The organism is Bradyrhizobium quebecense, from assembly GCF_013373795.3.
GTDB lineage: Bacteria > Pseudomonadota > Alphaproteobacteria > Rhizobiales > Xanthobacteraceae > Bradyrhizobium > Bradyrhizobium quebecense.
In genome coordinates, this window is sequence record NZ_CP088022.1 from 1,769,961 (window position 1) to 1,789,831 (window position 19,871).

18 protein-coding genes and 1 pseudogene are annotated in these 19,871 nt (G+C 61.1%); 8 read left to right on the top strand and 11 right to left on the bottom strand.

Going from position 1 to position 19,871, the window contains the following annotated elements:
- Window positions 1-89 precede the first annotated feature (89 nt).
- The 6 genes and pseudogenes from HU230_RS08180 (at window position 90) to HU230_RS08205 (ending at window position 5,672) form a co-directional block, all read left to right on the top strand.
- A complete protein-coding gene (locus HU230_RS08180; protein ID WP_176532116.1) occupies window positions 90-1,247 on the top strand; it encodes a diphosphate--fructose-6-phosphate 1-phosphotransferase in 1,158 nt (385 codons plus the stop codon).
- Window positions 1,248-1,289: 42 nt separating this feature from the next.
- Window positions 1,290-1,402 (top strand): annotated as a pseudogene (locus HU230_RS08185) (alpha-amylase family glycosyl hydrolase); the annotation flags it as partial.
- 334 nt (window positions 1,403-1,736) lie between these two features.
- Entirely contained in the window at window positions 1,737-2,054 is a 318-nt protein-coding gene (locus tag HU230_RS08190; RefSeq protein ID WP_092125536.1) for a co-chaperone GroES, read from the top strand.
- Window positions 2,055-2,195: 141 nt separating this feature from the next.
- Window positions 2,196-3,839, top strand: coding sequence for a chaperonin GroEL (gene groL / locus HU230_RS08195; protein WP_176532115.1), 1,644 nt, complete (start codon window positions 2,196-2,198; stop codon window positions 3,837-3,839).
- A 441-nt stretch (window positions 3,840-4,280) separates the two neighbouring features.
- Window positions 4,281-4,589: a GlsB/YeaQ/YmgE family stress response membrane protein gene (locus tag HU230_RS08200; RefSeq protein ID WP_176532114.1), complete on the top strand. Its 309-nt coding sequence runs from the start codon at window positions 4,281-4,283 to the stop codon at window positions 4,587-4,589.
- Between the two features lie 15 nt (window positions 4,590-4,604).
- A complete protein-coding gene (locus HU230_RS08205) occupies window positions 4,605-5,672 on the top strand; it encodes a fatty acid desaturase (RefSeq protein ID WP_176535097.1) in 1,068 nt (355 codons plus the stop codon).
- Window positions 5,673-6,278: 606 nt separating this feature from the next.
- Here the strand turns inward: HU230_RS08205 and HU230_RS08210 are convergent.
- Window positions 6,279-6,416 (bottom strand): hypothetical protein, encoded by a 138-nt coding sequence (locus tag HU230_RS08210; protein WP_224943104.1) that lies wholly within the window; start codon window positions 6,414-6,416, stop codon window positions 6,279-6,281.
- A 238-nt stretch (window positions 6,417-6,654) separates the two neighbouring features.
- Between HU230_RS08210 and HU230_RS08215 the strand changes: the two genes are divergently transcribed.
- Complete coding sequence (locus tag HU230_RS08215) at window positions 6,655-7,449, top strand: enoyl-CoA hydratase/isomerase family protein (RefSeq protein WP_176532113.1); 795 nt, start codon at window positions 6,655-6,657, stop codon at window positions 7,447-7,449.
- A 217-nt stretch (window positions 7,450-7,666) separates the two neighbouring features.
- Here the strand turns inward: HU230_RS08215 and HU230_RS08220 are convergent, their stop codons facing one another.
- From HU230_RS08220 to HU230_RS08265, 10 genes are all read right to left on the bottom strand, one after another.
- A complete protein-coding gene (locus HU230_RS08220; RefSeq protein ID WP_176532112.1) occupies window positions 7,667-8,086 on the bottom strand; it encodes a DUF2000 domain-containing protein in 420 nt (139 codons plus the stop codon).
- A gap of 81 nt (window positions 8,087-8,167) precedes the next feature.
- Window positions 8,168-8,986 (bottom strand): SDR family oxidoreductase, encoded by an 819-nt coding sequence (locus HU230_RS08225; protein WP_176532111.1) that lies wholly within the window; start codon window positions 8,984-8,986, stop codon window positions 8,168-8,170.
- 2 nt (window positions 8,987-8,988) lie between these two features.
- Window positions 8,989-9,783, bottom strand: a complete 795-nt coding sequence (locus HU230_RS08230; RefSeq protein ID WP_176532110.1) for an enoyl-CoA hydratase/isomerase family protein — start codon at window positions 9,781-9,783, stop codon at window positions 8,989-8,991.
- A gap of 102 nt (window positions 9,784-9,885) precedes the next feature.
- Entirely contained in the window at window positions 9,886-11,088 is a 1,203-nt protein-coding gene (locus HU230_RS08235; protein ID WP_176532109.1) for an ABC transporter substrate-binding protein, read from the bottom strand.
- 96 nt (window positions 11,089-11,184) lie between these two features.
- Window positions 11,185-11,937, bottom strand: coding sequence for an enoyl-CoA hydratase/isomerase family protein (locus HU230_RS08240; protein ID WP_224943106.1), 753 nt, complete (start codon window positions 11,935-11,937; stop codon window positions 11,185-11,187).
- Between the two features lie 45 nt (window positions 11,938-11,982).
- The gene (locus tag HU230_RS08245; protein WP_176532107.1) at window positions 11,983-13,983 is read right to left on the bottom strand and encodes an acetyl/propionyl/methylcrotonyl-CoA carboxylase subunit alpha; all 2,001 of its coding nucleotides are present in this window, start codon (window positions 13,981-13,983) and stop codon (window positions 11,983-11,985) included.
- Between the two features lie 17 nt (window positions 13,984-14,000).
- Window positions 14,001-15,608 (bottom strand): carboxyl transferase domain-containing protein, encoded by a 1,608-nt coding sequence (locus HU230_RS08250; protein ID WP_176532106.1) that lies wholly within the window; start codon window positions 15,606-15,608, stop codon window positions 14,001-14,003.
- A 165-nt stretch (window positions 15,609-15,773) separates the two neighbouring features.
- On the bottom strand, window positions 15,774-16,190 hold the full coding sequence (locus tag HU230_RS08255) for a Zn-ribbon domain-containing OB-fold protein (protein ID WP_176532105.1): 417 nt from the start codon (window positions 16,188-16,190) through the stop codon (window positions 15,774-15,776).
- Window positions 16,190-17,371 carry a thiolase C-terminal domain-containing protein gene (locus tag HU230_RS08260; protein ID WP_176532104.1) on the bottom strand — a complete coding sequence of 394 codons (1,182 nt, stop codon included), beginning with the start codon at window positions 17,369-17,371 and terminating at the stop codon, window positions 16,190-16,192. Before HU230_RS08260 ends, HU230_RS08255 begins: the two co-directional genes overlap by 1 nt.
- Complete coding sequence (locus HU230_RS08265) at window positions 17,368-19,041, bottom strand: class I adenylate-forming enzyme family protein (protein ID WP_224943108.1); 1,674 nt, start codon at window positions 19,039-19,041, stop codon at window positions 17,368-17,370. Before HU230_RS08265 ends, HU230_RS08260 begins: the two co-directional genes overlap by 4 nt.
- On the opposite strand from HU230_RS08265, the gene HU230_RS08270 reads away from it, so the two are divergent.
- Window positions 19,040-19,849, top strand: a complete 810-nt coding sequence (locus HU230_RS08270) for an enoyl-CoA hydratase/isomerase family protein (RefSeq protein WP_176532103.1) — start codon at window positions 19,040-19,042, stop codon at window positions 19,847-19,849. The two genes, HU230_RS08265 and HU230_RS08270, sit on opposite strands and share 2 nt — an antisense overlap.
- Window positions 19,850-19,871: the final 22 nt, after the last annotated feature.

Consider the following 19,871-nt stretch of genomic DNA (forward strand, 5'->3'; position numbering starts at 1 on the left):
ACAGCTCGTTGCAGAATTGGATAATCTTCGCTTCAATCGTCTTTCACTGTCCGCGGGCGGCACAGCAATAATAAAGTCATGGAGAATTCATGCCATCGATCGTCATTGCCCAGGGCGGCGGCCCCACCGCTGTGATCAACCAGACGCTGTGCGGCGCCATCCTTGCCGCGCGCAGGCATGATCCGTCGTTGCAGATTCTCGGCGCGCGCCATGGCGTGCGCGGCCTCACGGCGGACAACGTCGTCGACCTCACCGCTGTCCCCGAGGCGGATCTGCACCGCCTCGGCAACACGCCCAGTTCGGCGCTCGGCTCGACCCGCGACAAACCAGATCCCGGCACATGCTCTGATATCCTCGCGGCGCTGGACCGGCTCGACGCCCGTGCCTTCGTCTATATTGGCGGCAATGACACGGCCGGAACGCTCGAACTGCTGCGTCAACAGTCAAGTGGCCCCTGCCATTTCGTGCATGCCCCCAAGACGATCGATAACGACTTGATGGAGAACGATCATGTCCCCGGCTTCATCTCGGCCGCCGCCTTCGTCGCCAACGCCCTTGTCAGCATCGATCTCGATTTTCGCGCCATGCCCGGCATCCATGTGGCCATCGTTATGGGCCGTCATGCCGGCTTTCTCACCGCCGCCGCAGCAGGCTGGCAGCAATCGCCCGACGATGCCCCGCATCTGATCTACACACCGGAACAGCCGTTCTCGGTTCCCCGGTTCCTCGACGAGGTCGAGGCGGTTTATGCGCGCCTGGGCCGCTGCATCGTTTCGATGTCCGAGGGCGTGCAGGACGAGATGGGTCGGCCTCTCACCGAGGCGCTGGCGGGCGGGGCGGTCGAGCGCGACGCCCATGGCAATCTGCAATTGACCGGCGGCGATCTCGGCATCGAAATCCAGAAAGCGCTGAAATCGCGCTTTCGCAAGGCAAGGGCGCGCGTCGATACGCTAGGCTATCTACCACGCGGATATATCGGCGTGATCGACGAAACCGACCGCAAGGAGGCTTTCGCTGCAGGCGAATTTGCCGCGCAAAGCGCCTTAACCGGCAGTGGCTCGGTGGTGCTACACTATGACGGCGACCGCATCGAACCTCAGCTCGTGCCGCTCGAGCGTGTGGCTGGCAAAACGCGTCATATGCCGGACGACTTCTTTGCTGGCAGCAGTGCCGTTTCGGCTGAGGGACGGGGCTATTTTCGGCGGCTTCTACCCACACGGCCCGATATCTTCCTGCCGTTCGTGTGAAAATTCCGGATAGGGCATTCTCAACGTGAGGCTCTCAGAAGTGCGATCTGGATCTCCCCCGTCACCCGTCGCCGACGGTTGATTTCGGCTATGACGTCGCAGACTACTGCGTTGTCGATCCACGCTTCGGCAGTCTGGCAGACTTCGACGATCTGCATTGCCAACTTACCGGCCGGCCCGACGACTGGATGATGCCTGGCACGGCGTCGACGATTTGTCGGAGCTTGTATTCGCTATCCCGAAGGGTTTCCTCGGCGCGCTAGCGTTCGGTCAAATCGAGCACGAATGCCACCGGTCTATCAGCATGTCTATTTCGCCTGCTATCAATCGTACTAGGGCCTCGTGCTCAAGGGACTCGAGGTAAAGTCTAACATCCTGGGCCGAAGCCCTTGCGGGCCAGTGTTGTAGGCTTATGTGAAGAGCGACCAGCACTCGCTCATTGCGACTGCCAATCCAGAAAAATAAATCACAAAATCCAAGGAGGATCGCATGAAATTTCGTCCGCTCCACGACCGCGTGGTGGTCAAGCGCATCGACGCCGAAGACAAGACCGCAGGCGGCATCATCATTCCGGACACTGCCAAGGAAAAGCCCTCGCAGGGCGAAGTCATCGCCGTCGGCCCGGGCGGCCGTGACGAGGCCGGCAAGCTGATCCCGATCGACATCAAGGTCGGTGACCGCGTCCTGTTCGGCAAGTGGTCGGGCACCGAGGTCAAGATCGACGGTGTCGACCTCCTGATCATGAAGGAGGGTGACATCATGGGCGTCCTCACCGACGTTCCCGCCACCAAGAAGAAGGCCGCTTAAGCGTTTAGCCCGTTTCCTTATTATAGGGGTGGGCGCAATCGGCATCTCGAAGGATGAGGTCGTCATTCAAGTCTTCAGCCCTCAAGGACCCGCGAAGTAGCGCGAACTTCGGGGCCTGACCAGTCGAAAAGGAAGATCATTATGTCAGCCAAAGAAGTCAAATTCGGCGTCGATGCCCGGGATCGCATGTTGCGCGGTGTCGACATTCTCCATAATGCGGTGAAAGTGACACTCGGTCCCAAGGGCCGCAACGTGGTGCTCGAGAAGTCGTTCGGCGCTCCCCGCATCACCAAGGACGGCGTCACTGTCGCCAAGGAGATCGAGCTCGAGGACAAGTTCGAGAACATGGGCGCCCAGATGGTGCGCGAAGTCGCCTCCAAGTCCGCTGACGCGGCCGGCGACGGCACCACCACCGCGACTGTGCTTGCAGCTGCGATCGTCCGTGAAGGCGCCAAGTCGGTTGCCGCCGGCATGAACCCGATGGACCTGAAGCGCGGTATCGATCTGGCGGTGGAAGCCGTGGTCGCCGACCTCGTCAAGAACTCCAAGAAGGTCACCTCGAACGAGGAGATCGCCCAGGTTGGCACCATTTCGGCCAACGGCGATGCCGAGATCGGCAAGTTCATCGCCGACGCCATGAAGAAGGTCGGCAACGAGGGCGTGATCACGGTCGAGGAAGCCAAGTCGCTGGAGACCGAACTGGAAGTCGTCGAGGGCATGCAGTTCGACCGCGGCTACATCTCGCCCTATTTCGTCACCAACGCCGACAAGATGCGCGTTGAGATGGAAGATGCCTACGTCCTGATCAACGAGAAGAAGCTATCTCAGTTGAATGAATTGCTTCCCTTGTTGGAAGCCGTGGTGCAGAGCGGCAAGCCACTGGTCATCATCGCTGAAGACGTCGAGGGCGAGGCGCTTGCCACCCTGGTCGTCAACCGCCTGCGTGGCGGCCTGAAGGTCGCGGCCGTCAAGGCTCCGGGCTTCGGCGATCGCCGCAAGGCCATGCTGCAGGACATCGCGATCCTGACCGGCGGCCAGGCCATCTCGGAAGACCTCGGCATCAAGCTCGAGAACGTCACGCTGCAGATGCTCGGCCGCGCCAAGAAGGTGATGATCGACAAGGAGAACACCACGATCGTCAGCGGCGCCGGCAAGAAAGCCGACATCGAAGCTCGCGTGGCGCAGATCAAGGCGCAGATCGAGGAGACCACCTCGGACTACGACCGTGAGAAGCTGCAGGAGCGTCTCGCCAAGCTCGCAGGCGGCGTCGCGGTGATCCGCGTCGGCGGCGCGACCGAAGTCGAGGTGAAGGAGCGCAAGGATCGCGTTGATGACGCGATGCATGCGACCCGCGCGGCTGTCGAGGAAGGCATCGTGCCGGGCGGCGGCGTCGCCCTGCTCCGTGCCTCCGAGCACCTCAAGGGCATTCGCACCAAGAACGACGACCAGAAGACCGGCGTCGAGATCGTGCGCAAGGCATTGTCCTACCCGGCCCGCCAGATCGCGATCAACGCGGGTGAGGACGGTTCGGTGATCGTCGGCAAGATCCTCGAAAAGGATCAGTACTCGTACGGCTTCGACTCGCAGACCGGTGAATACGGCAACCTGATCTCGAAGGGCATCATCGATCCGACCAAGGTGGTTCGGGTGGCGATCCAAAACGCGTCCTCGGTGGCGGCTCTTCTGATCACCACCGAAGCCATGGTGGCCGAAGTGCCGAAGAAGAACGCGGGTGGCGGCGGCATGCCTCCGGGTGCGGGCGGAATGGGTGGCATGGACTTCTAACTCCGAACATTCGGAGCTCAACAATAAGATGGCTCGGCAGCGATGCTGGCCTTCTGTACTGGCTATACGTCAATCTCGACCAGTGAGATCGCGACTCTACTTGATCCGGAGGAGACCTACCTGAAATCTGCACCCATCGATTCGTAGCTTTTTCGACTTTGCGAGTGCACCCCGCGGCTGTCTGATAGATCAGATCGAGACTTGGCCGATTGCCGATCGGACTGGTCGCATAAGTCCGGAAGAAGCCTGACGACACATATACGGGCTATCATCCGCCATCGCTGAGCAAAATTGCACATTTGTTTGCGCGGAGCGGTCAACTTGTTCCGCCAGAACAAATGATGTCTGAGCAATATTGCACAGTATCTGTCTCCGCTCGGGGCTATCCTGTGCAACCGCGGTAGCTTCATAGCGTGACTGTCGGATCGTGAGGGCGCAAAGATGAACATGTCCGGCGAAAGCCTTCTCGTCATCTTGGTTGTCGGCGTCGCCGCCGGCTGGCTTGCTGGCCAGCTCGTCCACGGGACTGGCTTTGGCCTCGTTGGCGACCTCATCGTGGGAATCGCGGGCGCCTTCATTGCGAGCTGGCTGTTTCCGCAACTCGGAATCCATTTCGGTTTCGGTATCGTCTCGGCGATCATGAGTGCCGCGATTGGCGCGGTGTTGCTGCTTCTGATCATCAGACTGGTCCGCGGAAGAAGCCGATGGGCTGGAGGCTGGGACGGACCCTGGCGGCGGCGCTGGTGGTAAATGCGGTCGGAAGGCATGGTCCGTAGCCCACCAGAAAGCCGCTCGTTGGCACGCCTGCTTGCCCGCTATCGCGAACCGAACAGCGCGCGCAGCGTATTCGAGCTGCTGATTACGGCCGTGCCTTTCCTCGCGATCTGGGTCTTGATGTGGGCGGCTCTTGACCACGGCTACTGGATTGGGCTTCTGCTGGCGATACCCGCAGCGGGTTTCCTCGTCCGTCTCTTCATGATCCAGCACGACTGCGGCCACGGATCGTTCTTCCACGGCCGGCGCGTCAACGATTGGGTCGGCCGAACCATCGGGGTCTTGACCCTCACTCCGTACGATTACTGGCGACGTAACCACACCCTCCATCACGCGAGTTCGGGTAATCTCGATCATCGAGGATTCGGCGACATCGACACATTGACAGTGAGCGAGTTTCTCGAACGCTCCCGATGGCGTCAGCTGCTCTATCGTCTGTACCGGCATCCGATCGTAATGTTTGGCTTGGGTCCCACCTATCTGTTTATTTTGCGGCACCGCTTGCCGATCGGGATGATGCGAAGCGGCTGGAAGCCCTGGCTAAGTACGATGGGCACGAACGCCGCCATCGCGATCCTGGCCGCCGCGATGATCCGGCTGATCGGCTTTGGGCCCTTCCTTCTGGTGCATTTGCCGATCATGGTTTTGGCGGCGTCGATTGGTGTCTGGCTGTTCTATGTCCAACACCAGTTCGAGGACACCACCTGGTCCCATGACGGGGCCTGGAGTCTTCACGAAGCTGCGCTACATGGCAGTTCGCACTATTACTTGCCAGCTGTGTTGCGCTGGTTCACGGCTAACATTGGCGTCCACCATGTCCATCATTTGTGCAGCCGAATCCCTTGCTATCGGTTGCCGGACGTGTTGCGAGATCATCCGGAACTCGCTGCCATTGGACGGATCACCTTGCCGCAAAGTTTGCAGTGCGTGGGGAGGGCTCTGTGGGACGAGACTGGGCGACGCCTCATTTCGTTTCGAGAGCTGGAGATTGCCCTGCTGCTTGAAGGGGGCAACAACCAGACGCCCGGATTCACATCGAATTTTGGTATCGACCGCTGACGCACCAGTCGGGGTCTCGTACGCCAGTGAGCTCCCACCTGGTGGTCTCGGCAGTGCGCGGGCTCTGACCTTCCAGCCCCACGGCCCTACCTGACTCGCTGCTCTGAGACGGTGCAAGTTGCTCTCTATCCCGCAGCGAGAGGGGGGATTTCACGCTTGCCGCGGACAGCCGAGAACTGAAGCGACATCTTGTTCGCTATATCCGCGGCACGCAGTCACTAGTGTGTCGCCGGAGTTGGACCGTCGTACGAACTCGAGCATCCAGCCGGGGAGGGCATTCACACATTGGATGTCGCTTGCTGGAGATAGCTCACGCTGACTATGATGGATTGGAGCGAGAGTTTAAGTATTTCAATCGATTAGAAGCTAGCGCGTGCACGACATGTGCACCGGGAGATCAAAGAAATCCGTCGGATAGATGATATTGGATGCGCAGGACCGAAAGCGGGCAGTCAATAATGGCCACCGTCGCGCTTTTGCTGCGCGATCCACTCCGACAACGTCTTTTTCGGCGTCGGTCCCGAAGCGCGGCTTGGCGATGTTCGCGGGTTCTCGCGCGCGCCACTTGCCGAGCGGGCTCGCTCAGTATCCGTCTTGTTCAAGGCATCAATCGATCTCTGCAGCTTCCTTCTCGAGACGCACCTTTTTCAATCGCGCCATCTTGTCGCGTTCTGCGTCTGCTTCGGGTCCCTCGGACAAGAGCGTGCTTTGCTGAGCCAGCTCCGCCGAGACCACAATGCCCACAATCGTCGTCTCTCCAAGTCTCGATTGGGAAGCTTTCCGGTTGGGGCATAGCTTCTACTCCGCTGTACAGGCCCGTCGGAAACGCATGCCGAGGAAGCACGAGTTTAGGGCTGATCCGCTCGGCTGCAATGGCAATATTAGCGGACCAAGTCTTGATCGGTCCGGGGCCCGAGCGCATTCTGGGCGGTGCACCGCCGACGCGTGACGGTCCGGCGAGCCGTTGTGGTGAGGGTAGGCCATGTCCCTTGTTTCCACCGAGGATCGCGGCGCGGTCCGTGTCATCACCTATGCTAACGCCCCGTTCGGCACCATGACGGCCGCCGGGGCGGCCGAGATGTTCGATGCGGTCACCGCTGCAGGGATAGCCCCATCGGTGCGGGTCATTGTCATTACAGGGGGCGTACCCGGCATCTTCATCCGTCACTACGACGTTGAAGAACTCTCTGAGGCTGCAGATGCGATTGAGCGCGGAGCGCCTCGCGCCCCGTCGTCGCCTGGTCCTCGACCACCTGGTTTCCACGCGCTGACGGACGCGATTGCAGCCGTCGACAAACCGGTCATTGCGGCTATCAATGGCCTGTGCATGGGGGGAGGCTTCGAGCTTTCGCTGGCATGCGACCTGCGCATCGCCGGGAGCACGGTCACGGCGATCGGACTTCCGGAAACGCGCATCGGCATCTTTCCCGGCGGTGGCGGTACACAGCGTTTGCCCAGGATAGTTGGAGAGGCCAGGGCGCTCGAGATGATCCTCTGTGGCCTAACGGTGACGGGACTGCGCGCGCACGAAATCGGTATTGTGCACGAGGTTGTCGCCGATCCGCTCGCGCGTTCCCTTGAGATCGGCGCTGAGCTATCGAGCCGAGGCGCCGAAGGCCTGGCCTTTGCCAAGCGCCTTACCCGGTCAGCTCTCGACCGTCCGTTGGCCGAAGGCCTGGCTGACGAGCGCAAAAGTTTTTCCACCGTGATGAGGACAGCTTCGGCTCGGGAAGGCCTGCGGGCCGGCCGGCCACCGGCCGAAATCCAGAAGCTTTAATGTCACACGGCTTTCCTTGAGGTAGGCCAATGCCCAAACTCGAGGCGCTTTTGCTCGCGGTGAGCTTGAAACCTGGCTCACGAGGGTTGAAAGGTCTTAATCTTCTGACGATAGCATTTTGAAGCTGTGCTTGAGCGGGGGATGGCGTCGTGGCGCAAGGGTGCACGACCATGCTCATGATGAGGTCAGTCCTCAGGCTCGTGACGGAGCGCTATCTTCAGCGCAAGAGCTTCAGATTACCCGTCAGCGACCGAACCCATTTTTCAGGCCCGTAGAAGCCCAAGCCGTCAATAGTCTCGTTCGAGAGCGCGCGCAGCGGAAATTCGGCGAGATAGTCCTCAAAGCGGTGGAGCCCCCTGGCGAATTGCGGAAAAGGTACCAAAACGGCGCCGCTCGCCAATGGCTGCGCGCGCGTCAGCAGTGCGGACAGCGCTTCGGGCGTGGCTTGCAGAATTGGTACTGGACGGTTCGCGCTGGTCCGGACAGTGAGCCCGTTGCCGTCGGTCAAGAGGTTTCCTCCAAGGTCCGGCTCTGCGGCGCCGATACCGATGCTCAAGACCGCAACTGTGTTCGCAATCAACCCAAGCGGCAAGGCTGGATTCACAATAATGGCGATGCGCGCGCTGACGGTATTCATTCGGAAATCATTCCTGCAGCCGGGCAAGTCCAGTACCTCTATGCTTCCCTGGCGGGAAGCTTTCCCTGATCGTTGCTGCAGTCATTCGATCAAGATGTCTGGCGCTAGCTGGCTGGCAGGATCTATTGCATAGACCGACAGGTCGTCGACACCCTGCGAACGCAAAACCTCCTCGTCGATCAAGGTCCTGCCCGAGAATTCGCGACTGTCTTGCGTAACGATGAAGTGTGCCGCATCGGCCATGATCGAAGGCGAGCGGCTGCGGCGATAATCCGATTGGTAATGCACGCGCACGGCGTCGGTTGCAATCATGGTCTTTGGCCAAAGAGCATTGGCGGCAATTCCAAACGATCGAAATTCCTCGGCCAGTGCCAGAGTGTACATGGTCATGCTGTACTTCGAGGTGGCGTATGCGGGATACTTGCCGAGCCAGATTGCCGACTTCGGTAGTGGCGGCGACAAGGTGAGAACGTGGGGATTTGACGACCGCTTCAGGTGCGGTACAGCATGATAGGCACAGATGTAGGTCGCCCTGCCGTTCACCGCACTCAGCAAATCGAACTTCCTGGCCGGCGTATCTAGCAGGCCGGTCGGACTGATGGCGCTGGCATTGTTCACGAGGATGTCCAACCCGCCGAATTCCTGAACCGTCCTTTCGATGGCGTTTGCGAGCGCATCTGCGTCGCGCACATCGACACGGAGGGGAAGCGCGGCGGTACCGAGCTTGCGGACCTCCTCGGCCACTGTATGGATAGTTCCGGGAAGGGTGGGGTGGGGCTCGCTCGATTTGGCTGCGAGCGCAATTTGTGCTCCTTCCGATGCGAATTTGAGCGCGATTTCCCGGCCGATGCCGCGGCTCGCGCCTGTAATGAACACGACTTTACCGTCCAGAGATCCCATTTTCACTTTCCTTCGAATATTGGCGGCCGCCTCTCGTTGAACGCCTTCAGGCCCTCGCGAAAGTCTGCCGAGGACGCGCAGTCGACGAATGAAACGAGCTCGGCGGATAGTTGTTCATCGAACGTGGCGGTATCGGCGCTCCAGATCAGGTCTTTCACCGCACGGCTTGCAGCGGGTGAATTATCGGCTAGCGCCCGCGCCATTCGGGTCAGCTCGGCCTCGAGCTCCTGCTCCGCACATACTCTCGTGATTAGCCCACGCGACAGGGCCTCGCTTGCGTTCACGTGATCCGAGAGGAGCATCAACTCCAGCGCTCGTCTCGGCCCCACCAGGCGCGTCAGCGAGTGTGTCATGCCGCCATCGGCGGGAACGCCCAACCGGCGGTATGCCACTGAAAAACGCGCTGTTTCGGCGGCTAGAACGAAATCACAGGCCAATGCCAGAGACATTGCTCCGCCCGCGCAGGCCCCGTGCACCGCGGCAATAGCCGGCTTTCCTGAACGTCTGAGTGAAAGGAGTGCGTCGTGGAAAGCAGTGATGATGTCCATGGCAAGCCGCGGGAATGTGGCGCCGGCAGTGGAGAAAGCTCGAAGATCTCCGCCGACCGAGAAATTCGCTCCGCGGCCTCGAATGACTACGACCTTGACGCTCGCGTCACGCTCGAGGTCGAAGGCCGCGGCCCTGAGTGCCGTCGCCAGTTCGAACTCGATCCCGTTACCTCGCTCCGGCCGGTTCAACCAGATCGTTCCGACCCCGTCGGCGACGACGAGTTCGATAGATGATGATGCAGTGCTCACGAACTGATCGTCCTTCCGATGTTCGGCAATGATTTGCCTTGGCCGCCTTCCCGAAAGTCCGCCCGGCCAAGAGGGCTCTCTCTTTGCGCCGTTCAGGTTGCTTCACTTCTTGAGGAGCGCGCACTTTGATTCGCTGACGGGCCGATAGGCGTCCTCACCACGGATCGTCTTGACGATCTCGAGATAGTCCCACGCCTCCTTCGAGTCTGACGGCTTCTTCACGCGCGCCAGGTACATGTCACGGATCACCCGCCCGTCCTCGCGCAGCTTGCCGCCATGTACGAAGGTGTCTTCGACCGGAAGTTCGCGCATCTTGGCCATGACTGCGGCGGGATCATCGGTGCCAGCGGCCTTGATCGCCTTCAGATAGTGCAGCACAGAGCCGTAGACGCCAGTGTGGATCATGGTCGGCATGACGTTGGTCCGGGCGAAGAACCTCTTTGACCAGGCGCGGGTCTTGTCATCCATGTTCCAATAAGAGGCCGTAGTCATATAAGTGCCTTGTGCGGCCTGCAGGCCGACGGCGTGCACGTCAGTATCGAACATCAGCAGGCCGACAAGCTTCTGGCCGGCCTGAACCAGGCCGAATTCACCGGATTGCTTGATGGCATTGTCGGTGTCCTGGCCAGCATTGGCAAATGCCACGACATCCGCCCTCGAGTTCTGCGCCTGCAGCACAAACGACGAGAAGTCGGCTGTGTTGGTCGGATGCCGCACGCTGCCGAGCACCTTGCCGTCCAGCTCCTTGATGAAGCGCGTCGCGTCTTTCTCAAGTTGCTGTCCGAAGGCGTAGTCGGCGGTGACGAAGAACCAGGACTTGCCGCCCTCCTTGATGACCGCCGACGCGGTCACCTTGGATAGCGCGTAGGTATCATAGGAAAAATGGACGGTGTTCGGGCTGCACAGCTCGTCGGTCAGGGAGCTCGCCCCCGGGCCGGAGAGCAGCGCAATCTTGTTGCGCTCCCGCACCATATTGTGAACGGCGATTGCAATTCCCGAGTTCGGAATGTCGGCGACTGCGTCGACCTTGCCGTTGTCGAACCAGTCGCGAACGATCTGCAGGCCCACGTCGGTCTTCATCTGGTGGTCGGCGCTGACAATTTCGATCGGCTTTCCGAGTACTGTCGGGCCAAACTCCTCAACGGCCATTTTTGCCGCCTCGACCGAGCCGGGACCGCTGTTGTCGCGCCCCCAGCTTGAAAGGTCCGTCAGCACGCCAATCCGGACCACGTCGTTCGAGATTTGGGCGGACGCGGTCGACGCTGTCGCGACCAGGATGGCCAAGGCCAGCAAATTTCTCTTCACGTGTGCTCCCTCATTATTTTCTTATGGAAAGTGAAATGTTGGTCGTGCGGGCAGAGTGTCTGCGCGACGATTTTTGATTAGACGCAGGTATTGCAGCTACCTTTCATCGAATCGTGGCTCGCGCTTTTCCAGGAATGCGTTGATGCCTTCGCGTGCATCGGCGTGCGTGAGCAGGAACGGAAACCCGTCGATTGCGTGGCGCATCTCGTCGCCACCGAGACCGCGATTGTAGAAGGACTTGGCCATCTGCACGGCAAGGCGTGGCTGTGAGGCGATGCGTTCCGCGAACGCGATTGCGTCGGAGAGAAGGCGTTCGTCAGGAACGACGCGGGATACGAGTCCAAGGCGGCTCGCTTCCGCGGCGTCGACGGGGTCGCCGAGCATGCTCATCTCCTTGGCTTTCGCGCGCCCGACAATGTCCTGGAGGCGCACGATCGCGAAGCCAGGCAATAAGCCCAGCTTGATCTCGGGTACGGCAAAGCGGGCACTCTCGGCCGCCAGGATGAAGTCGGATGCGAGGGCAAGCTCGAATCCGCCGCCATAGGCAATCCCGTTCACGGCAGCGATCACCGGCTTGAGTGCCCGTTCCGGAGCGCTCAGGACCTCCATGGCGTCGATGAAGAAGGCGCGCGCTTTCTCCGGATCGAAATCGAAAGTGCCGATATCAGCGCCGGCGCAGAATGCCTTGCCGCCTGCACCGGTGATGATGGTGACACGTACCTCATCGTCCTTGTCGGCCCGTTGCAGGCCTTCACGGATGCCTGTGCGAATGCCTGTTGTCAGTGCATTCAGCTTGTTCGGTTCGTCGAGCGTCAAGATCGCGATCTTGCCCCGGACGTCGTAGTTCACGCTTCCAAATCGCAACATATGCTGTCCTGATAGTTCATAAGGCGGCTACTGCGGGATGAGTTCGGGCTCGACGATGGCGACGACGGCGTTTCGCTCGACGGTATCGCCGGGTTTGAAGTGGACTGCGGTCACCACACCGTCCACCTCGCTGGCGATACGCAATTCCATCTTCATGGATTCCATGACGACGGTCGGATCGCCTGCCTTGACGCGGCTGCCGACCGTGACGTTGATCTTCAACACGACGCCGGTCATCGGGGCGCGTAGTTCGCCGCTGACCTCGGCGCTGGCGCTGATGTATCTGAGGTAGGGGATCGCGGTCATTGTATGGGCGTGACGCGGATCGTGCACGAAGATCGCATGGTCTTTCTGTGCGATCCGCACGGTCTCGCAGCGCGCGTTGGCTGCGGCGGCGAACATGTCGTCGGCAAGCGGCGAAAGCTGCACCCGAACCCTGGCAGCGTCGACGCCGATCAGCATCGAGCCGTCTGGTTGCAAGGGTGCAAAGCGGAGCTCCGCGCTGTCACCTGCGGCCTCAAGATGAAGAAGGGGGATCGGTGACAAGCCGTCATCGGCTGCCGTCATCCGCCAGCCGGTCAGACTGCTGGACTGCCAGGGATTGCCGGAAGCGGCAGCGCGCTGGCGCATCATCCAGAAATACGCGCCAACCGCCAATGCTTCCGGGTCAATGTTTTCCGTGGCGGTCACAAGCGCATCGATCCTCTCGTCGATCAGGCGGGTATGAAACGTCGCGGCCCGGGTCGCGGGCAGAGCGATCAACCGACGGAGAAACTCCCGGTTGGTGATGACGCCGAAAATCGAGGTCTCGCCGAGTGCGCGATCAAGCTGGTCGAGCGCCTGATCGCGAGTGGTGGCGTGGGCAATCAGCTTGGCGAGCATTGAATCGTAATAGGGCGTAACGGTCGACCCGCTTTCGACGCCGGTCTCGACGCGAATGCCGCCGGACGGGAACCTGACGTGGGCGAGCTTTCCGGTGGATGGCATGAAGCTGTCATTCGGATCTTCGGCACAGATGCGCGCCTCGACCGCGTGGCCCTGGCACACCACTTCGTCCTGTTTGACTGGCAGTCCTTCGCCGGCGGCAATGCGGAGCATGGCCTCGACGATGTCGATGCCGGTGACCATCTCGGTTACGGGATGCTCGACCTGGAGCCGGGGATTGACCTCCAGAAAGTAGTAGTCGGTGCCGCTGACGATGAATTCGACCGTGCCGACACCACGATATCTGAGCCTGCGTCCGAGCCTGACGGCGTCGTCGAGGATGCGTTGGCGAAGGGAGGTAGGAAGGTTGGCGGCTGGCGCTTCCTCTATCAGCTTCTGGTGACGGCGCTGCAGCGTGCATTCGCGTTCGAACAGGTGAATCACATTACCATCGCCGTCGCCCGCGATCTGCACCTCGATGTGCCGGCCCTGCAGGATCAGCTTCTCGACGATCAGTCCTGCGTCGCCGAAAGCATTCCTGGCCTCGCGCATCGCGGACTCGATTTCGTCGCCAAGCCCGTCATAGGTCGATATCGCCCGCATTCCCTTGCCACCGCCGCCGGCCGCGGCCTTGAGCATGACCGGCAGTTCGAGCCGGCGGACGATGCGTTCGATTTCGAGGCGATCCTCGCCCGGAGCTTCGCTGCCGGGTATTGTGGCGACGCCGGCGGCGACGGCTTCCCGTTTCGCGGACGCCTTGTCGCCAAGCCGCTCGATGGTTTCCGGCGTCGGTCCGATGAATACCAGACCGGCTGCTTCGACCGCGCGGGCAAAGGCCGTATTCTCGGCCAGGAAGCCGAATCCGGGATGGATCGCCTCCGCGCCGGTGGTTTTCGCGGCGGCGATGACGGCATCGATCCGCAGATAGCTTTCCGAGGCCGCCGCGGCGCCGATCTCGATGGATTCACCAATGGCCTTGACGTGCAGGGCGTCGGCATCTGCAGTGGAGTGCACGGTGGAGACCGCAACGCCGAGGCGTTGGCAGGTGCGGGCGATGCGGCAGGCGATTTCGCCTCGATTGGCAATCAGAATTTTCCTGAACATGGCGGGTCCCCTTGCGTCTACATCCGAAACACGCCGAAATCGGTGCGCTGACGCGGGACACGCCCGGCGAGGTCAAGCAACAGCGCCATCACGCTGCGGGTTTCGAGCGGATCGATCACCATGTCGCACCAGGTGTTGCGGGCGAAATTGTAGGCATTGGCGAAATCCTCGAATGTTCGCCGGGTCGGAGCCATGTAGGCCTCGCGCTCGGAATCCGTCCAACTCGTGCCCTCGCGCTTGTGCACCTCGTCGCGAACCATCGCGAGCGTCGTCGCTGCCTGGTCGGGGCCCATGATGGCGGAACGGGCATTTGGCCACATCATCATGGCATTTGGCCGGAACGCCCGGCCGCACATGGCGAGGTAGCCCGCGCCGTAGGCATTGCCCATGATCAGCGTGTATTTAGGGACATTGGCGCTTGCCATGGCCGTAATCATCTTCGCACCGTTCTTGGTGATGCCGCCTTCCTCGGCTTCACGGCCAACCATGAAGCCCGTGACGTCAGCCATGAACAGCAACGGAATGTCGCGCTTGCAGCACAGTTCGATGAAGTGCGTAGCTTTCAGCGCACTTTCGGAGAACAGCACGCCATTGTTGCACAGGATGCCGATCTCGAAGCCCATGATCCGCGCGAAGCCGGTCACAAGCGTATCGCCATAGAGCGGCTTGAACTCATGGAATTCGCTTCCGTCGACGAGACGCGCAAGGACATCGCGATTATTGGTGGGAATGCGCGGATCCGAACTGATCAGGCCGTAGATTTCGTTGGGGTCGAACTGTGGCTCGCGCACCGGAGCGACAGTCCGGCTTTGCCGGGGAATTTCACCGAGACTGGCGACGATCTCGCGCGTGATGGCAATCGCATGGGCGTCGTTCTCGGCGAGATGGTCAGTGACGCCGCTCACTCGGCTATGCATCTCGCCGCCGCCGAGTGCCTCGATGCCGACTTCCTCGCGGGTCGCCGCATAAACCAGCTGCGGTCCGCCGAGAAACATGGCGCCCTGGTTTCGGATAATCACGGTCTCATCGCTCAAAGCGGGAATGTAAGCTCCGCCCGCGGTAGAAGGACCGTGCACCACCGCAATTTGCGCGATTCCCTCTGCCGACATCCTGACCTGGTTGTAAAAGATCGAGCCAAACTGGCCATCGTCAGGGAAAATATTGGGCTGGTCGGGCAGGTTAGCGCCGCCGGATTGGACCAGGGTCACGCAGGGCAGGCGGTGCTGCCAGGCGAAGCGCTGCGCACGAACATGCTTCTTGCAGGTGATACCGTAGTAGGTGCCGCCCTTTACGGTGGGCTCGTTGGCGATGATCATGCAGGGACGATCGGAGATCATTCCGACGCCAGTGATGATGCTACCGCCGGGCGGGACGCCTTCGTACAGGCCTTCGCCGGCCAGCTGGCAGAATTCAAGGAACGGTGATCCAGGATCGATCAGTGCCGCGATCCGCTCGCGCGGCAGCAATTGGTCGCGTTCCTTGTGAAGCTTACGCGCTCGTTCCGGACCGCCGAGCGCAGCCGCAGCCCGGCGCTGCCTGAGATCCGCAACGCGCTCAGCATAGGCGCTGCGGTTACGGGCATATTCCGCGGTCGAGGTGACGATGTCCGATTTCATGATTGCCATTGCGGGTGGTCCTGGCGGCTGCGCGGCAAGCCCGTCGGTGCTTGCTGCTGGTGTAAATCGACCGGTGGGTTGGCGGTGCGAGGGTCGCAAAATCGAGGCCTTGCAAATTGCTAACATTTGTTAGAATCGATCGCGCGCGGATGCAAGCAGAACTCATGCAGGTCCTCAGGCTTTCCGGAAGCGCGGCAGAGTTATGTCGTCGGAGACTTGGTCGAATGCGAGCTCGACCTCCATGTCGAACGTGACGTCCTTCGGATCGCTCCCCGTCAAGGTGCTGATCATGCGCGGCCCTTCCGCGAGTTCGACGAGCAACACGGCGTAGGGGACATCTTGTTTGAACGCAGGGCCCGGAGCCCGATAGACCACGCTGAAGGAATGCACTTTGCCGTGGCCGGTTGCGGGCCGATGCTCAAGCTCATCGCTGCCGCATTCGCGACATGTGGCTTGCTGGTAATACTGCACGTTTCGACAGTGGCGGCAGTGCTGCAGCAGGAGCTTGCCGTTTCGCAAGCCGTGCCAGAATGTGATCGTATCGGCATCCGGCGCGGGCAGGGGCTTTTGGGCGGAATCCTCGGATGCCATCACAACGTTCCCTCCGTGCCGAGAATGGTCGTGGCGTTGGTGGCAAACCCAGCGCCGAGGCTGTGCACCAGCCCAAGCCCTGCGTTTTCGACCTGCCGCTGGCCGCATTGACCGCGCAGCTGTGCGATCACCTCGTGGAAGTGGAACAGGGCGCCGGGTATTCCGGAATGTGCGAATGACAGCAAGCCGCCATGGGTGTTGGAAGGTATTTGGCCGCCGTAGCTCATCTGTCCGTCGGCGACGAACGGGCCGCCTTCACCCTTTCGGCAGAAGCCGAGGTCCTCAAGCATCATGATCACGGTGCCCGTGAAGCAATCATAGATGCCGGCGACATCCATATCGCTCGGCCGGTACCCGGCCATTACGTACGCCCTCCGGCTGGATTCGACGGCGCCGGTCGTGGTCAGGGACGGCATCAGGAAGATGTGCTCGTGGGTGTAGCATTCTCCGCAACCGAGGATGTAAATCGGCCTCCCGATTCCAAGTGCCCTCGCATGTTCGGCCGACGTGAGGACAAATGCCGCGCCGCCGTCCGAGATCAGCGAACAATCGAGCTTGTGATAGGGCGTGGTGACCATCGGTGAAGTCAGCACGTCCGCTGCGGTGATCGGCGTCGTCTGTTGCGCGCCGGGGGTCCGCGCCGCGTGACGCCTGTGCACGACAGCGACCTCCGCCAACTGCTCGGGCGTGGTGCCGAACTCTCTCATATGCCGGTGTGCGGTCATTGCGAAGGTGTTGGCAACCGGTATGCCAAAGGGCATCTCGTATTGCTGATCCCGGCTTTCGGTGAGCGAACGCAGCGCCAGATCCGGCGTCAGCCCCGTCATGAGACTATCGGCCGCGACCAGCAGCACCACCTTGGCGAGGCCGCCGTGAATGGCAGCCGCACCAATGCTGAACATCGTCGCCGCCGTGGCGCCGGACACCTGCAGCGTGTTCGAGAAGGTCGGACGAATTCCAAAATACTCGCTGAAAGCAACGCTGAAGCGATGGAACGGGGAGGCGAAGGCATGGCTCGACAGCACGCCGTCCACCTCGCTCTTGGCGACGCCGGCATCCGCAAGTGCGTTTCTGGCGGCTTCCGCCGCAAGCGAGAGCGGACTGCGGCCTGGCACCTTGCCGACCGCCGACAATCCGATGCCGATGACGGCAACTTTTCCTCTGAGGCTGGTGTCGCTCATGTGGATGCTTTCAACAGACGCTCGAGTTCGTGACGCTGGACCTTGCCGCTCGTCGAGCGCGGGAATTCACCGAAGGCAATGAAGCGGAATTCGCGGGGCCGCTTGTAGCTCGCCAGCTCCCGGCGGCACAGTTCGGTGAGCTCAGCCTCTGTCATTGCAGCCCCTTCGCGGCAAGCGATGAAGGCGACAGGTGCTTCTCCCCACCTTGGGTCAGCAGCGCGGACAACTGCGACTTCCGCGATCCGGTCGTCGCCTAGCAGGACACGCTCGATTTCGGCGGGATAGATATTCTCGCCACCTGACTTGATCAGGTATTTGGCGCGGTCGACGAAATCGAGCGATCCGTCGGCGTTGCGCCTGAAGACATCGCCCATGTGAAACCAGCCGCCGCGGAAGTCGCGCGCGTTGGTCTCGTCCGCGCGCCAATACCCGGAGAACAGTGTCGGGCTGCGAATAGCCAACTCGCCGGGCTCGCCGGCCGCAACCTCGTTGTCGGAGGCATCAACCAGCTTGATCTGGCAGAACGCATTTTGCCGCTTTGACAGGCTGGCTGGCACATCGCCTGGCGCAATCAGCGCCCGCGTCGCGGGCGGCAGGCCGGTCTCAGTCGAACCGAAGCTGTTGAGATAGGGGGCGCCGAGCAACTGGGTGACCTCGGCAATGGCGTGCGGGGCGACAAGATCCGCCATGGCTCCGCACACCCGCACGCCCCTCACCTTGGTGCGTTGCGTTTTCAGACCATCGATAAGGGCCTCGACCATGCCGGGAATGAGGACCAGCCAGCCAATGTGGTGTTGAGAAACCGCCGTCAGCAGCTGCTCCAGCTGGAAGCCGTCGATCACGACCACAGTTCCGCCGCGCAGCAGGGTGGCCAACGCATGATCAGTTGAGGCCATGTGGAACAGGGGGGCCCACGCGACGAACGTGTCGTACGGCGCGATGCCGAGCTCGGATGAAAACACCAGAGCCCGCATAACCATTGCGCGGTGCGAAATCACGGCACCTTTCGGCAGGCCGGTCGTTCCGCTGGTATAGAGAATGACGAGCCCATCTTCCGGTTGGACGACAGACGGGGATGCACGCCCATCCTGTCTCGCGAGCTCGCTTTCGTATTGAGGTCCGATCTCCAGGATCGAATTGGCCTTAGCGGCCGGCGGGAGGTTTGGGGCGAGGTCGGCCTCGACCAGGAGCAGCTTGGGCGACACCAGCGCGATGCAATGGGAGAGCTCGCGCTCCGACAACCGCCAGTTAAGACAGGCCGTGATGATTCCGAGATTGGCTGCCGCCAACTCGATCTCGAGATATTCCGGACGGTTGCGCGACAGCAAGCCGAGCCGGTCGCCCCGGTGCAGTCCTCGCGCGGCAAGCAGGACAGTCAGTCGACGGACCCGGTCGTGCAACTCGCCATAGGTCACGTGCCGGCCGCGGTATTCGATCGCAAGCCTGTTGGCGTGGAGTTCCGCACAGGTCTCGAACAGCGCACCGACAGTTCCGATGCCGGATCCGCCGTCGGTCTGGATATTGATCCCGGTTTCCATCGACATTTCCTCGAGCGCTGTCTTTCGACATTCTTGTTTCGAACCAGCTTGCGCTGGCCGACCACAAATTCTAACATCTGTTAGAAATAATTGGTAGCGCTTCTTATGCGCCAAAAGCAGGAAGATCAACATGTCCAATCGATACGCGGCCTACACGAAATTGAAGCTCGACTATCCGGCTGAGCGGATCCTCCGGATCACCTTTGATCGACCGGAGACCTACAACTCCGTCGACGCCGAGACCCATACGCAGCTCACCCACATCTGGAGAGACATCGACAGCGACCCCGACATCAACGCTGTGATCGTCACGGGGGCGGGCAAGGCCTTCTCGGCCGGCGGCGATTTCGAGCTGATCAAGTCGCTGCTCGACAATCCGGCCGCGCGGATGGCGACCTGGAAAGAGGCCAAGGATCTCGTCTACAACGTCATCAACTGCAACAAGCCCATCATCTCCGCGATCAACGGCGTCGCCGTGGGAGCCGGCCTCGTCGTCGGGATCCTTGCCGACGTGTCGATCTGTGGCAAATCGGCGCGGATCGTCGACGGGCATACCAGGCTCGGTGTCGCCGCCGGCGACGTCGCCTGCATCATCTGGCCGCTGCTCTGCGGACTGGCGAAGGCAAAATACTATCTGCTCACTTGCAAGCCGCTGTCGGGTGAGGAAGCTGAGCGGATCGGCCTGGTTTCGCTGTGCGTCGAAGATGCGGAGCTGCAAAGCATCGCATTGGAAACAGCGCAGGATCTCGCCACCGGCGCACAGAGTGCAATCCGCTGGACCAAATACGCGTTGAACAACTGGCTTCGCGTCAACGGGCCGCTTTTCGATACCTCCACCGCCCTCGAAATCCTCGGCTTTGCCGGCAATGAGGCCCGCGAAGGGCTGGACTCGCACCTTGAAAAGCGCAAGCCGGCTTTCCCCAAGGATTGCCCGATCTAGGACCGCCTGTTCCTCGTCGAGG